Raw genomic sequence first — 14,194 nt, 5'->3', positions numbered from 1 at the left:
GCCGGTCACGACTCCTCCCGCGTCGGAGCGAGGGCCGGATCCGAGACCTCCGCCCATCGAGCGGCGACCGCGGCCACGTGAGCGGCGGCCTCCTCGAGGCTGAGGGCGAACGCGTCCGACCATCGCCGGGCGGCCAGGTCGTGATCGCTTGAGGTGTGCAGCGCCTCGACGATCGTCGCCGCATCCTCCTGGAGCCGGAAGCGGCGCCGCGTCGCGAGGTCTTCGAGCAGCCACGAGCCGTCGACCTCGCTGAGGAATGGGGCATCGATCGGTGTCGGGCGGTCGGCGCGTCCGTCGTCGAGGAGCGAGGCGCTAACGCCGCTGATGCGGGCCTGCGTGCCGCGGCGGGTACGACGGAGGAGCTCGGTCGCGGCGATGTAGCGCCCGAGCCAGGGGCGGTCCTCGACATCGGCCTCGAGCCGGGCGGGCTCGATCACGCCGCCGAAGGCCTCGACGAGGGGCGACCCGACCACCTCGAGTGGCGGCCCCTCCGGAGCATGGCGGGGCACTCCCCCGACGCCGAAGACGGGACGCGGCGCACGCGGACGGCCAGCCGCCCGCGCGAGGAAGGCGTTCCGCTCGCCCAGGAGAACGCCGGGGTGGAGGAGGTGCGCCGGGAACTCCCCGTCGGAGTGGGCGCGGTCGGCGTCCTCCAGCAGCGCCTCCCACCCTGCCGTATCGCCGAGGCGGACCACCATCGGACCGACGACCTCGAGGAAGCCCGCCGCGGCGTAGTCCTGGAGCTCGAGTGTGTGGCCCTCGATCGTCATCTCGTCGCCGACCTCGACGAAGCGCCCCTCGTACTCGATGACCCGCGATGCGGTGCCGGCCGCGCTTCCTGCCGGAGCGAGAAGGACGTCTATCATCGGCGCGACGGTGACCTCGTGCTCGGCGAAGCCGATGCGCTCGACACCCGTGAGCTCGCGTCCGGTGACCCATGCCTCCACGAGCGCGAAGACGGGAGGAGCGCCCTCCGCGTGGCGCTCTTCCGCTGGCTCCGACCGCATCCCCTCCAGTGTTCCCATACGAATATGGTGACAGATCGTCGCATCCTTGCCACGAGCTGGCGCGGAACGCACGAGGGCCCGCGCACCGTCAGGTACGCGGGCCCTCGTGCGGGGAACGCGGCTGCTACTGCACGTCCTCGTCGACCCAGTCGAAGGTCTTCGTGACGGCCTTCTTCCAGAGGCGGTACTGGCGGGCGGCCTCGTCCTGGTCCATCTGCGGAGTCCAGCGCGAGTCCTCCTGCCAGTTCTGGCGCAGGTCCTCGAGGTTCGCCCAGAAGCCGACAGCGAGACCGGCCGCGTAGGCCGCTCCGAGCGCGGTCGTCTCGGCGACGACCGGGCGCACCACAGGCACGCCGAGGATGTCGGCCTGGAACTGCATGAGCAGGGTGTTGGCGATCATGCCGCCGTCGACCTTGAGCTCCTGCAGCGGCACTCCGGAGTCGGCGTTCACCGCGTCGAGGACCTCGCGCGTCTGGAAGGCAGTCGCCTCCAGCGCGGCGCGAGCGATGTGGCCCTTGTTGACGTATCGCGTGAGGCCGACGAGGGCGCCCCGCGCGTCCGAGCGCCAGTACGGCGCGAACAGGCCGGAGAACGCGGGGACGAAGTACGCGCCTCCGTTGTCCTCGACCGTGGCCGCCAGGGCCTCGACCTCGGACGCCGAGCCGATGAGGCCGAGGTTGTCGCGCAGCCACTGGATGAGCGAGCCCGAGACCGCGATCGAGCCTTCGAGCGCGTAGTGCACCTCGCCGTCGCCGAGCTTGTAGCCGATCGTGGTCAGCAGTCCGTTCTTCGAGTGCACGATCTCGGTGCCCGTGTTGAAGATCAGGAAGTTGCCGGTGCCGTAGGTGTTCTTCGCCTCGCCCGGATCGAACGCCGCCTGACCGAAGGTCGCGGCCTGCTGGTCGCCCAGGATGCCCGCGATCGGGACCTCGCGCAGCAGCGACGACGACTCCACGTGCCCGTAGACCTCGGACGAGGAGCACACCTCTGGCAGCATCGACTTCGGGACCCCGAAGGCCTCGAGGATGTCGTCGCGCCATTCGAGGGTCTCGAGGTCGAGGAAGAGGGTACGGGAGGCGTTGGTGACGTCGGTCTTGTGGACTCCGCCGTCGACTCCTCCGGTGAGGTTCCACAGCACCCAGGTGTCCGTCGTGCCGAAGAGCAGGTCGCCCGCCTCGGCCTTCTCGCGCGCTCCCTCGACGTTCTCGAGGATCCAGACGATCTTGGTGCCCGAGAAGTAGGTGGCGAGCGGGAGACCGACGATCGACTTGAAGCGGTCAGGGCCCTCGTCGCCGGCGAGCCGGTCGACGATCGACTGGGTGCGGGTGTCCTGCCAGACGATGGCGTTGTAGATGGGCTGGCCGGTCGTCTTGTCCCAGACCACGGCGGTCTCGCGCTGGTTGGTGATGCCGACGGAGGCGATGTCGTGGCGGGTGAGGTCGGCTCGGGACAGCGCCTGGCCGATGACCTCGCGGACGTTGTTCCAGATCTCGATCGGATCGTGCTCCACCCAGCCGGCGCGAGGGAAAATCTGCTCGTGCTCCTTCTGTCCGGTGGAGACGATGGAGCCCTTCTTGTCGAAGATGATCGCGCGGGAGGACGTGGTCCCCTGGTCGATAGCGATGACGTAGTCAGCCATGAATGATTACTCCTTCGTAACGGGTGTAGCGGAGTGGAGCGCGGGGCTCAGAGGAGCGAGGCTCAGAGGACGTGATGGCTCACGCCATCGGGAGCGGGAGCAGGAGCGTCGAGGCCAGGCCCGCGAGCACGCCTCCGACGATCGGCCCGACGACGGGGACCCAGGCGTAGCTCCAATCGCTGGAGCCCTTGCCCTTGATCGGGAGCAGAGCGTGCGCGATGCGCGGGCCCAGGTCACGTGCCGGGTTGATCGCGTAGCCGGTCGGGCCGCCGAGGGACGCGCCGATCGCGATCACGAGGATGGCGACGGGCAGCGCGCCCAGGGCCGCCAGGCCGCCGTTCTCGCCCTGGCGTCCGCCACCGAAGCCGATGACGACGAAGACCAGGACGAAGGTGCCGATGATCTCGGTGACGAGGTTCCAGCCGTAGGAGCGGATGGACGGGCCGGTCGAGAAGACGCCGAGCTTGTTGGCCGCGTCGGGCTCCTGGTCGAAGTGCTGCTTGTACGCGAGCCAGCAGAAGACGGCGCCGAGGAGGGCTCCGATCATCTGGGCGAGGATGTAGACCAGGATCGAGACGAGGTTGACCGGGACGCCCGATCCGAACTCCTTCGCTCCGCTGGCCACGAGGCCCAGCGTGACCGCCGGGTTGAGGTGCGCGCCCGAGTTGTACGAGACGATGACGCCGGCGAAGACCGCGAAGCCCCAGCCGATGTTGACCATGAGGGTTCCGCCATTGAGACCCTTGCTCTTAACGAGCGCGACGTTGGCGACGACGCCGCAGCCGAGGAGGACGAGCATCGCCGTCCCCACGAGCTCAGCCAGGAACACCACTCCGAGATTGTCCACGTTGACCATTTCCTCTGTGTAGGACGGACGCACGCCGCGTCCGCTGCGGGCCTCGATGCCCGACGAGTGTGAAGTTATCCGCGCCCCGTCACTGCGACAAGCAGGGGCGCGTGCACGTATGTGCGTTGTCGCGGGAGGGGCCCGGGCCGACGCAGAACGTCGCCCGGGCCCGGTCCCGTCCTAGGAGGCGGGGACGGCGGTCGGAGCCTGGACGGAGGTGCCGCCGACGTCGACTCCGTTGTGGGTCTTGAGGTGCGCGATGGTCGCGTCGACCTCCTGGGCGCGCTTCGCATCATCCCAGCCGAGGACGGAGCCGGTGTGCTCGGCGAGCTCCTCGAGGAGCTCGCGGCTCAGTCCGCCGGTGAAGGCGTGATTGGTGCGACGCATGACCAGGTCGATCAGGTGCACCACGCTCTCGTGCTGCGCCAGGTAGCGGATCTCACCCGTGGTGAAGTCCTTGTCGAAGTCCAACGCCTCGTCGTGGCCGTCGGCGAGGGCCTCGATGACCTCCTGGGCCCGAGTGCCGTAGCGCTCGAGCAGCTGCCCGGTGCGCGCCGACGAGAGGCCGGAGCGGTGCTGGCTGATCCACTGCGCGCGGGAGGCGTCGGTGCGCGGGAAGCCCTTGCCGCCTCCGATGGGGGTCTTCACGGTCGACACGCGGCGGGTGATGCCGATGCGGTTGAAGACCTCGTTCGCGAGGTGCTCCGAGAGGGCGCGGAAGGTCGTCCACTTGCCACCGACCAGGCTCAGGACGGTGGTGCCCTTGCCCGGGAGCGTCGAGGGCTCGATGCGGTAGTCGCGCGAGACGAAACCGGGGGCCTCGTCGTCGTGACGCGGCAGCGGGCGGATGCCGGAGAACGTGAAGACGATCTGCGAACGGTCCACGCGGATCGCCGGGAACACGTGGTTGACGAGCTCGAAGAAGTAGTCGATCTCCTCCTCGGTGCACACGGCCGGCTTCGTCGGGTCGACGTCGATGTCGGTCGTGCCGACCATCACGCGGCCCTTGAGCGGGTAGATGAGGACGATCCGCCCATCGCTGTGCTCGAAGAACATCTCGCGGCCCTCGCAGGCCTCGACCAGCTCCGGGTTGTCGAGCACGATGTGCGAGCCCTTGGTGCCTCCCATGAAGCGGGTCTCGGTGCCGAGCGCAGTGTTCGTGAAGTCCGTCCACGGGCCCGAGACGTTGACGACCAGGTCGGCCTCGAAGGTGAACTCCTCGCCGCTCTCGCGGTCGCGGAGGACGACGCCGGTGTCGTCGGCGCCGACGGCCTCGACGTAGTTGGCCGCGCGAGCCTTCTTGCCGCCGACGAGTGCATCGTGCAGCACGTCGAGTGCCAGACGCTCCGGCTCGTGCACAGAGGCGTCGAAGTAGGTCGCCGTGTACTTGATCTGGGGGTCGAGGTGCGGCAACTCGTTCAGCGAGCGCCGACGCCCGTGGAACTGGTGACGCGGGACGGTGCCTCCGTCGCGCGAGAAGAAGTCGTAGAGCGTGAGGCCCACCTTGATCAGCAGCGCGCCGCGTTCCTGCGGCTTGCCCGACTTGTGCGTCAGGAAACGCAGCGGTGCGGCGAGGATGCCCGAGAAGGTCGAGTAGATCGGGATGGTCGTCTGCAGCGGCTTGACGTAGTGCGGCGCGATCTTCAGGAGACCGTTGCGCTCGTGCACGCCCTCGTTGACGAGACGGAACTCGCCGTTCTCGAGGTAGCGGATGCCTCCATGGATCATGTGGCTCGAGGCGCTGGAGGCGCCCGAGACGTAGTCGCCGCGCTCGACGAGGGCCACGTCGACGCCGTTGAGCGCGAGCTCACGGAAGGTGCCGATGCCGTTGATGCCACCACCGATGACCAACACCGTGGCGCGGGGAGTGTCGCGCAGAGCGGAGACGCTCTCGCGGACGGCGGAGTTTCCGGGAGTTCCGACAGACTGTGCCACTTCGTACTCGCCTTCGTGTCGTAGGTGCTTCGTCGAGCCTCCGCGGATCCTCCACCTCTGAGATGGACGATTGATTTCACGAAGGAATACAGCCATCCTTGACCCGTCATCACATCCGGTCAAGGCGGGTGGAAATACGTGCAGGGAGCGGTAATGACCCCAGTCCGACCGGTCGTCGAACTCGACGAGACGACCCACGCGACCCATCCGGACAAGACCCGCGACGCACTCCGAGCGGCCCAGCTTTATTACATGCAGGACCTCACGATGGATGCCATCGCGCACGAGCTGCACACATCACGCTCGTCCGTGTCGCGTCTGCTCTCGCACGCCAGGGCGACCGGGCTGGTCGACATCCAGATCCGCTCGCCGCTCGATCGCGCGAGCGCTCTCTCGGCGGAGGTGCGCGCACATTTCGACATCACCGCGCACATCGTGCCGGTGCCCGACCATACGAGCGAGATCGACCGTCTCGAGCGGGTGGCGCTGTCGGCGGCGCGCATCCTGGGCCAGTTCATCGACTCCAACATGATCGTCGGCATCGCCTGGGGTTCGACGATGAGCGCGATCAGCCGCCATCTCATCGCGAAGGAGACGCACAACACGCAGATCGTGCAGCTCAATGGGGCGGGCAACACCGAGACCACCGGCATCAACTACTCGAGCGAGATCCTCCGGCGCTTCGGCGACGCCTATGCCGCGAAGGTGCAGCAGTTCCCGGTGCCGGCGTTCTTCGACGATCCACGGACCAAGCAGGCGGTGTGGCGCGAGCGCTCGACCAAGCGCGTCCTCGAGCTCCAGCAGCGGATGGACGTGGCTCTCTTCGGGCTCGGCTCGCCGTTCGCCGCGGTGCCGTCGAAGGTCTACATCGGCGGGTATCTGGAGCCGAGCGACTTCACCTCGCTCAGCGCCTCCGGGGTGGTCGGCGACGTCGCGACGGTGTTCTACCGCTCCGACGGGAGCTGGGACGACATCCCCATGAACGAACGTGCAAGCGGTCCGGACCTCTCGACGGTGCGACGGGCCTCCCGCCGGATCTGCGTCGTGTCCGGCGCGTCGAAACTGCCGGGTCTGCGCGGCGCTCTGGCGGCGGGCCTCCTAACCGACCTCATCCTCGACGAGGGCACCGCCCGCGCCCTGATCTCCCACTGACCCCGCCCCCTCCCCCGCGAGATGCCACTTATGAGCGCCCGACACGGCGTGTCGCGCGTCATAAGTGGCATCTCGCGGGAGGGGCGGCGGCGCGGTCAGAGCGCCAGCGCGCGTCGGACTCGCGCGATCGTGCTCGCCGGGTCCGTCAGCACTCCGGAGGCGCGGACGCGGAGAACGCGGTAGCCGAGCGCTTCGATCGCCTCGATCCGCACAATGTCGCGCTCGTACTGGACCACATCCGTCCGATGCTGGTCACCGTCGTACTCCACGACGACCCGCTGGATCCGATAGAGCATGTCGACGCGGGCGACGAAGCGTCCCTCCGCGTCGAACAGCTCGACGTTGAGCTCAGGCTCGGGAAGCCCGGCGCGCAGGAGGAGCAGGCGGAGCAGCGTCTCCATCGGAGACTCGGAGCCGACCCGGACGTGGCCGACCGCCTCGCGCGCCCGTCGTCCGCCCCTCCCTCGGAACGTCGCGGCACGGCGCACGAGGACCTCCAGGTCGACCCGGAGTCCCCGCCGCCGTCCCTCGTCGTCGGGCCGGACCAGCGCATCACCGAGGATGACCAGTTCGTCGAGCGATCGGGAGTCGGCGAGGTGACAGAAGGTCGACGCCGGGTCCGCTACCGGATAGCCGACGTCGATGATCGAGACCGCCTCGTCCCAGAGATGATGCGAGCGGACACCCACTCGGCGAGCCGCGCGCATCGGCGGGGCGACCGAGACGTGCAAGGGAGTGGTCGCCGTTACCGTCCGGTCGGGAAGGCCGAGCAGATGGGCCGCTGTCCCGTGCGAGAAGAACTCTCCCGGTCGCATGATGGCCGAGAAAGCGGCGATCCGTTCGTCGGCATCCGTCGGCGCGACGGCCGCGCGGGCGCCCCGGAACACGCCGACGGGGTAGTCCGCCACGAGTCGGTGTCTGGCCAAAGAGCTTGTCGAGGCGTTCACGACCCCGCGGTTGTCTGTCTCGTCCATGCCGAGAAGGGTGCCGCCTCCGCACGGATGCCCGCTCGAGTTGTCCACAGCCCCTCCCGCGAGATGCCACTTATGAGGGCGACACGCCGCGCGATGCGGTCATAAGTGGCATCTCGCGGGAGGGAGGCAGGCAGGCGGCGCGTCAGGATTCGCGGGCGTGCGCGTCGAGGAACTCGTAGACCTCGGCGTCGTCGATGCCGGGGAAGGTCCCCGACGGCAGCGGCGCGAGCACGTGGGCGTGCAAGCGGGCACTCGGCCACGCGTTCCCATCCCAGCGGGCCGCCAACTCGGCCGGCGCCCGACGGCAGCACGACTCGTCCGGGCACCGCGAGAGCTCACGCCGATCGGTGTCCCGTCCGCGGAAGAACCGCGCCTCCGCGAAGGGCACGCCGACGGTGATCGAGAACTCCTCGGTCGCGGTCGTTCCCGTCTGCGACGCCGACCAGAACGTCCCTGCCGGAGTGTCGACGTACTGGTAATACTCGGTCGTGCGATTGGTGCGGCTGAACGCCGACCGTGCCGACCAGTAGCGACAGACGATCTGGCCCTCCACCGCTCCCGTGACGTCGGTCGGCAGCGGCAGACCGTCGTTCTCGTACGCCTTCTGTATCGAGCCGTCGCCGAGCACGCGGAGGAAATGCATGCGGATGTCGAGGTGCGAGGTCAACAGGTTCGTGAACCGCAGCGCCGCCGCCTCATGCGTCACGCCGAAACCGTCCCGAAAGTCCTCCACCGAGATGTCCCGGCCCCGTTTCGCCTCCTGGAGGAACGCGACGGCCGGCTCGAGCGGCATGAGGCACGCGGCCGCGAAGTAGTTGATCTCGAGCCGCTGCCGGAGGAAGTCGGCATAGGTGACCGGTCGCTCATGCCCCAGGAGGCGGTGGGCCATCGCCTGCAACGCGAGCGCCCGCAGTCCGTGACCGCCGGGGATCGAGGCCGGCGGGAGGTAGATGCGCCCATTGGCGAGGTCGATCACCGAGCGCGCCGAGTGGGGCAGGTCGCCCACGTGGATGATCTCGAAGCCCAGGTGCCGCGCCATCTTCGAGACGGAGCTGTGGGTCAACGCTCCCCCGCGGTGGCCGACGGTGCGCAGCATCTCGCCCGCTACCTCCTCGATCTCGGGCAGATAGGCGTTGTGGTCGCGCAGCTGGAGGCGTTGCGCGGTGTTCGCTCGGCGAGCCTCCTCCGGAGTGGCGCTGGCCTCGCTGCGGCGACGGGCGAGCTCGCGGTAGACGCCGAGAAACGCCTCCAGGACCGGAGTGGTCAGCCCTTTGTTGACTTTGAACTCCGGCAGGCCGAGCGAGCGGTAGAGCGAGCCGTTCTGCACCCGGGCGAGCTCGATCTCGAGCGCTGCCCGCTCGCTCGGCGGCTCGTCCGAGAGCAGGGCCGCGAGTTCGACGCCGAGCGCGGAGGCGAGCTTCTGCATGAGCGAGAGCCGGGGTTCACGGCGGCCCGTCTCGATCAGGGAGAGCTGGCTGCCCGAGACGCCGACCCGTTCGGCGAGCTGGCCGAGCGTGAGCGCGTGCCGCGTACGGAAGTGGCGGATGCGCTGCCCGAGGAGCACCGCATCGGTTCCGGTGGTCGTGCCGGAGGCTGGGGCGTCGGAGGGGTCGGTCACGAGGGCTCCCGAGGTCGGTTGTGACGATGGCGAAAAAAGAGCGGTTCTTGACGGCTCTTCTTTCGCAAATACCCCTCGATCCTCGCCCATTCTGGATTCAGGCGCCAGTGATCGCCCCTCTCCGGCCCAGGCCGGCGACTCCCCACCCTCGTCGACGACGACCACCGAAAGCGGAGCCAGCATGAGCATCTTCAGCAACACCGTCCGACTCGAGCCCAGCACGATGACCGCGCCCACCGCGATCCCCGCATCGATCGTCCCGCCCGCGCCACGTGCCCTGCGCCGCTGGGTGCGTGAGATGGCCGAGATCCTCCAGCCCGACGCAATCGAGTGGAGCGACGGCTCACCCGCCGAGTGGTACCGCCTGACCGAGCGCATGGTCGCCGCAGGCACCCTCCTCCCACTCAACCCGGAGTGGCGGCCCGGCTCCTTCCTCGCCCGCACCGACCCCGACGACGTCGCCCGCGTCGAAGACCGCACCTTCGTCTGCACGAGCGACGAAGCGGACGCCGGGCCCACCAACAACTGGCGCGACCCCGCCGAGATGAAGGCCGAGCTCGCGCCCTACTTCGAGGGGTCGATGCGGGGCCGCACGATGTACGTGGTGCCGTTCTCGATGGGGCCGGTCGGCGGTCCTCTCTCGCAGCTCGGCGTGCAGCTCACCGACTCGGCCTACGCCGTGGCGAATCTGCGGATCATGGCGCGCGTCGGCTCCGAGCCGCTGGCCGCGTTCACGGAGGAGACTCCGTTCGTCCGCGGCGTGCACTCGGTCGGCGCTCCCCTCCGCGACGCCGACGGCACCATTCACGAGGACGTGCCGTGGCCCTGCAACGCGACGAAGTACATCACGCAGTTCCCCGAGACTCGGGAGATCTGGTCGTACGGCTCCGGTTACGGCGGCAACGCCCTGCTCGCCAAGAAGTGCTTCGCCCTGCGGATCGCCTCCGCGATGGGCCGCGAGGAGGGCTGGCTCGCCGAGCACATGCTGCTCATCCGCATCGTCTCTCCGGAGGGCCGCCGCTTCCACGTGGCCGCCGCGTTCCCGAGCGCCTGCGGTAAGACCAACCTGGCGATGATGCAGCCCTCGCTCCCGGGCTGGCGCGTCGAGACCCTCGGGGACGACATCACCTGGATGCGCCCAGGCGAGGACGGCCGCCTCTGGGCGATGAACCCCGAGACGGGCTTCTTCGGAGTCGCCCCCGGCACCGGCGAGAGCTCCAACCCGCACGCCGTGCAAACGCTCTGGGGCAACACGATCTTCACCAACGTGGCGCTCCGTGAGGACGGTGACGTGTGGTGGGAGGGCCTCACGGAGGAGGTCCCCGAGCGTCTGACCGACTGGCGGGGGCAGCCGTGGACGCCGTCCTCCGGGACGCCCGCCGCGCACCCCAACGCGCGCTTCACGGCTCCAGCCGAGCAGTGCCCCTCCCTCTCGCACGATTGGGACGCCTTCGAGGGCGTGCCGCTGGACGCGATCGTCTTCGGCGGACGCCGGGCGAGCAACGTGCCGCTCGTGACGCAGGCCACCTCGTGGAAGCACGGGGTCTTCCTCGGCGCGACCATCGCCTCCGAGAAGACGGCCGCGGCGGAGGGGACCGTGGGCGAACTGCGTCGCGACCCGTTCGCGATGCTCCCGTTCTGCGGCTACAACATGGCCGACTACTTCGCGCACTGGCTCGCGATCGGCGAGGAGCTCGGCCCGAAGGCGCCTGCCGTGTTCCAGGTCAACTGGTTCCGCAAGGATGCGGACGGAACCTTCCTCTGGCCCGGCTTCGGAGAGAACGCGCGCGTGCTGCAGTGGCTCGTGCGTCGCCTCGAGGGCACGGCGGAGGCGCGGCGCAGCCCGCTCGGTGACCTGCCGGTGAACCTCAACGTGCACGGCCTCAACCTGCCGGCGGAGGTTCAGGAGGAACTCTTCTCCATCCCCGTCGACGCCTGGCTCGACGAGTGCCGGCTGACCGAGGAGTTCTTCGCGCGCTTCGGCGAGCGCCTCCCGAGCGAGCTGGCAGAGGAGCTGCGTGCGCTGCGCCTGCGCCTCCTGGCCGAGCGCTTGTCCGTCGCGGCCTGACGCGACGGCTCCCCCTCTTGCCGGCTCCTTGCGGGTCGGTACCGCTGTGGCCCGCGGGAGGACATCCCATCCTCGCACCCCTTCCGCGGGTCCACTCCCCCCTCCGAGACGGGCACCATGGACGATCGCATCACCCTCCGCTTCCTCGCCGCCCCGCAGGACGCCACTGCCGACGGCCGCAGCGCCCAAGCCGGCCGTGTGCTGGAGTGGATCGACAAGGCGGGCTATGCGTGCGCGGTCGGCTGGAGCGGCGGCTACTGCGTCACCGCCTACGTCGGAAACGTGCACTTCACCCGGCCCATCACCGTCGGCAACCTCATCGAGGCGAGCGCGCAGATCATCCACACGGGCCGCACGAGCATGCATGTGTTGGTGCGCGTCGCGCAGGCCGACCCGCGGACGGGACGCTACGAGGACGCGACCCACTGCCTCCTGATCTTCGTTGCGGTGGATGACGAGAAGCGACCGCGCGCAGTGCCGGAGTGGGGTCCGCGCTCGCTCGACGACCTCGCGCTCGCCGAAGGGGCCGAAGCCCGCATCCGGGGCCGCCGCCGCCTGCACGAGGTGATGCAGGCGCAGCAATATACCGAGGCCGGCACGGGCCTGCGCACCGTCTTCCGCTTCCTGGCCGCGCCGGGCGACGTCAACTGGGGAGGCAATGCCCACGGCGGGATCGTGATGCGGTGGATCGACGAGGCGGCCGATGCGGTCGCTCAGCGCTGGTGCGGGCGCGACGCGGTCGCCGTCTACTCCGGCGGCATCCACTTCTACCGCCCAGTGCGCATCGGGCATCTCGTCGAGGTCGAGGCCAGGCTCATCCACACCGGACCCCACAGCATGCACCTGGCGGTGCACGTCCGCTCAGGCGATCCGCGGACAGGCGATCTCGAGCTGACGACGCAGTGCATGAGCGTGTTCGTCGCGCGCGGCGCCGACGGGGCGGCGGTCGCGATCCCTCCGCTCGAGGTGCGCTCGGAGGAGGACCGGCGCCTCGAGGAGCACGCGCGCGAGCTGATCCGTCTGCGCGCCGAGCTGCCGCCGCTGCCGCTGGGCACTCTCGTCGCCCGGTGACCGCCGGCACACGCCGCTAGGGTCGGAGGCGTGAAGCTCCCGATCCTCGTCGTCAACGGCCCGAACCTGAACCTGCTCGGCACGCGCGAGCCCGCGCTCTACGGCTCCGACACTCTCGCCGACGCGGAGGCGCTCGCCGCGCGCACCGCGAGCGGGCTCGGCTTCGCGATCGAGACCTTCCAGAGCAACTCCGAGGGCGCGATCGTCGATCGGCTGCACGCGGCACGCGGATCCGCGTCCGCCCTCGTCCTCAACGCCGGCGCCTACACCCATACCTCCGTCGCGATCCGCGATGCCGTGCTCGCGACCGAACTTCCGATGGTCGAGGTGCACGTGAGCAATGTCCACCGGCGCGAGGAGTTCCGCCGCCACTCCTACCTGTCGGACATCGCCGTCGCAGTGATCGTCGGCGCGGGCGTCGCCGGTTACGGCTACGCGGTCGACGTGCTCGCGCGCACGATCGGCGCGAGCGGGCGATGAACGACTGGGCCCGCGCCTTCGGTCGTGCGGTCGATGCCTACGATCGCGGACGGCCCGGCTATCCGGACGAGGCGGTCGACTGGCTGGTGGCGCATACGCCGCAGCGGGACGGCGCCTCCTCTGCACCCCAGCGTGTCGCGGATCTGGGTGCGGGAACGGGCAAGTTCACCGCCTCCCTGGTGGCGCGCAGGCTCGACGTGACGGCTGTAGAACCGGATCCGGCCATGCTCGCGCGACTCGGCGAGCACCTCCCTTCCGTGCGCCGCGTCGCGGGGAGCGCCGAGGCGCTTCCGCTGGCCGACGCCTCCGTCGAGCTGGTCACGGCGGCGCAGTCGTGGCACTGGGTCGACGCCGAGCGCGCCGGGGCCGAGGTCGCGCGGGTGCTCGTTCCCGAGGGAATCCTCGCGCTCGTCTGGAACATCCGTGACGAGTCAGTGCCGTGGGTGCGTCAGCTCGGGGACGTCGCGGGCGTCTCGACCGCGGAGCGCTTCGAGACCGTGAGGCCTCCGCTGGGCTCGGCGCTCGAGACGCTGGCGTACGCGGAGTTCGGCTGGTCCTTCGAACTGGACCGCGCGGGGGTGCGCGACATGTTCGCCTCTCGGAGCTACGTCATCGCCATGGCGGCGCCGGAGCGGGAGGCTGTGCTCGCCGCCGTCGACAGAGTGCTCGCGGCGGAGTTCGACGAGCAGGAACGGGTCGCAATGCCGTACTCGACGCGGGTGACGCTCGCGCGGCGGTCACGGCGCGCGTGATGACGACGCGCCACGACTCCTCCTCCGCGCTCGGCTCGAGACCCCAGCCGACTACCCTCGGAGGGCGCCGCCCGGGCGCCACCCCCCGCGCAAGGAGCAGTACGTGAGTATCATCGCCGCCGCAGACGGATCGGCCCTCGGCAACCCCGGCCCCGCCGGGTGGGCCTGGTACGTCGACGACGAGCACTGGGCGGCCGGCGGCTGGCCACACGGCACCAACAACATCGGCGAGCTCACCGCCGTGCTCGAGCTCCTGCGTGCGACCGCGCACGAGAAGGAGCCGCTGCACGTCCTCTGCGACAGCCAGTACGCCATCAAGGCGTGCACCGAGTGGCTGGCCGGCTGGAAGCGGAAGGGCTGGCGCAAGGCCGACGGCAAGCCCGTGATGAACGTCGAGATCATCAAGGCGCTCGACGAGGCGCTGCAAGGCCGTGCTGTCACCTTCGAGTGGGTGAAGGGGCACGCGAACCATCGGATGAATGAGGCGGCCGACGTGCGCGCCCGCAATGCGGCGACCGCCTACCAGCGCCGGCAGCCCGTCGACGCCGGCCCTGGCTGGTCGAGCGCCGGCCCCGCCGCGACCGCCCCTGCCGCGCCGCTCAAGGATTCGACGCTCTTCTAGCGCGCGAGACACCTGCCTCCGTGCCGAGA

12 protein-coding genes are annotated in these 14,194 nt (G+C 69.7%); 6 read left to right on the top strand and 6 right to left on the bottom strand.

Annotated elements, in window-relative coordinates:
* Positions 1–5: 5 nt before the first annotated feature.
* The 4 genes from mpaB to ITJ45_RS04660 all read right to left on the bottom strand — a co-directional run bounded on the left by mpaB (position 6) and on the right by ITJ45_RS04660 (position 5,428).
* Positions 6–1,007 (bottom strand): daptide biosynthesis RiPP recognition protein, encoded by a 1,002-nt coding sequence (mpaB, locus tag ITJ45_RS04675; protein WP_194607623.1) that lies wholly within the window; start codon positions 1,005–1,007, stop codon positions 6–8.
* Positions 1,008–1,131: 124 nt separating this feature from the next.
* Positions 1,132–2,646 carry a glycerol kinase GlpK gene (gene glpK / locus ITJ45_RS04670; RefSeq protein WP_194607622.1) on the bottom strand — a complete coding sequence of 505 codons (1,515 nt, stop codon included), beginning with the start codon at positions 2,644–2,646 and terminating at the stop codon, positions 1,132–1,134.
* Positions 2,647–2,725: 79 nt separating this feature from the next.
* A complete protein-coding gene (locus tag ITJ45_RS04665) occupies positions 2,726–3,502 on the bottom strand; it encodes an MIP/aquaporin family protein (protein WP_194607621.1) in 777 nt (258 codons plus the stop codon).
* A gap of 171 nt (positions 3,503–3,673) precedes the next feature.
* Complete coding sequence (locus ITJ45_RS04660; RefSeq protein ID WP_323742856.1) at positions 3,674–5,428, bottom strand: glycerol-3-phosphate dehydrogenase/oxidase; 1,755 nt, start codon at positions 5,426–5,428, stop codon at positions 3,674–3,676.
* 153 nt (positions 5,429–5,581) lie between these two features.
* On the opposite strand from ITJ45_RS04660, the gene ITJ45_RS04655 reads away from it, so the two are divergent.
* The gene (locus ITJ45_RS04655; protein WP_194607619.1) at positions 5,582–6,580 is read left to right on the top strand and encodes a sugar-binding transcriptional regulator; all 999 of its coding nucleotides are present in this window, start codon (positions 5,582–5,584) and stop codon (positions 6,578–6,580) included.
* Between the two features lie 95 nt (positions 6,581–6,675).
* Here ITJ45_RS04655 and ITJ45_RS04650 read toward each other — a convergent pair whose 3' ends face one another.
* Positions 6,676–7,554 (bottom strand): DUF559 domain-containing protein, encoded by an 879-nt coding sequence (locus ITJ45_RS04650; RefSeq protein WP_194607618.1) that lies wholly within the window; start codon positions 7,552–7,554, stop codon positions 6,676–6,678.
* A gap of 142 nt (positions 7,555–7,696) precedes the next feature.
* Complete coding sequence (locus ITJ45_RS04645; protein ID WP_194607752.1) at positions 7,697–9,262, bottom strand: helix-turn-helix domain-containing protein; 1,566 nt, start codon at positions 9,260–9,262, stop codon at positions 7,697–7,699.
* A gap of 133 nt (positions 9,263–9,395) precedes the next feature.
* Here ITJ45_RS04645 and ITJ45_RS04640 point away from each other — a divergent pair, with 133 nt between their 5' ends.
* From ITJ45_RS04640 to ITJ45_RS04620, 5 genes are all read left to right on the top strand, one after another.
* On the top strand, positions 9,396–11,240 hold the full coding sequence (locus ITJ45_RS04640) for a phosphoenolpyruvate carboxykinase (GTP) (protein ID WP_194607751.1): 1,845 nt from the start codon (positions 9,396–9,398) through the stop codon (positions 11,238–11,240).
* Positions 11,241–11,357: 117 nt separating this feature from the next.
* A complete protein-coding gene (locus ITJ45_RS04635) occupies positions 11,358–12,311 on the top strand; it encodes an acyl-CoA thioesterase (RefSeq protein ID WP_194607617.1) in 954 nt (317 codons plus the stop codon).
* Positions 12,312–12,341: 30 nt separating this feature from the next.
* Positions 12,342–12,791: a type II 3-dehydroquinate dehydratase gene (gene aroQ / locus ITJ45_RS04630; RefSeq protein WP_194607616.1), complete on the top strand. Its 450-nt coding sequence runs from the start codon at positions 12,342–12,344 to the stop codon at positions 12,789–12,791.
* The gene (locus ITJ45_RS04625) at positions 12,788–13,543 is read left to right on the top strand and encodes a class I SAM-dependent methyltransferase (RefSeq protein WP_194607615.1); all 756 of its coding nucleotides are present in this window, start codon (positions 12,788–12,790) and stop codon (positions 13,541–13,543) included. Before aroQ ends, ITJ45_RS04625 begins: the two co-directional genes overlap by 4 nt.
* Before the next feature lie 103 nt (positions 13,544–13,646).
* On the top strand, positions 13,647–14,165 hold the full coding sequence (locus ITJ45_RS04620) for a ribonuclease H family protein (protein ID WP_194607614.1): 519 nt from the start codon (positions 13,647–13,649) through the stop codon (positions 14,163–14,165).
* The last annotated feature ends 29 nt before the right edge of the window (positions 14,166–14,194 follow it).

Origin of the sequence: Rathayibacter sp. VKM Ac-2879 (assembly GCF_015351245.1) — a bacterium.
Classification (GTDB): domain Bacteria; phylum Actinomycetota; class Actinomycetes; order Actinomycetales; family Microbacteriaceae; genus Rathayibacter.
Note: the sequence above shows the minus strand (reverse complement) of the source record. Positions and strands in the feature narration are given on the sequence as shown.

Coding starts and splice junctions, on each gene's coding strand:
- ITJ45_RS04625 (WP_194607615.1), top strand. CDS start 12,788: ATGAACGACTGGGCCCGCGCCTTCGGTCGTGCGGTCGATGCCTACGAT.
- ITJ45_RS04665 (WP_194607621.1), bottom strand. CDS start 3,502: ATGGTCAACGTGGACAATCTCGGAGTGGTGTTCCTGGCTGAGCTCGTG.
- ITJ45_RS04640 (WP_194607751.1), top strand. CDS start 9,396: ATGACCGCGCCCACCGCGATCCCCGCATCGATCGTCCCGCCCGCGCCA.
- ITJ45_RS04655 (WP_194607619.1), top strand. CDS start 5,582: ATGACCCCAGTCCGACCGGTCGTCGAACTCGACGAGACGACCCACGCG.
- ITJ45_RS04650 (WP_194607618.1), bottom strand. CDS start 7,554: ATGGACGAGACAGACAACCGCGGGGTCGTGAACGCCTCGACAAGCTCT.
- mpaB (WP_194607623.1), bottom strand. CDS start 1,007: ATGCGGTCGGAGCCAGCGGAAGAGCGCCACGCGGAGGGCGCTCCTCCC.
- ITJ45_RS04635 (WP_194607617.1), top strand. CDS start 11,358: ATGGACGATCGCATCACCCTCCGCTTCCTCGCCGCCCCGCAGGACGCC.
- ITJ45_RS04645 (WP_194607752.1), bottom strand. CDS start 9,262: ATGGGCGAGGATCGAGGGGTATTTGCGAAAGAAGAGCCGTCAAGAACC.
- glpK (WP_194607622.1), bottom strand. CDS start 2,646: ATGGCTGACTACGTCATCGCTATCGACCAGGGGACCACGTCCTCCCGC.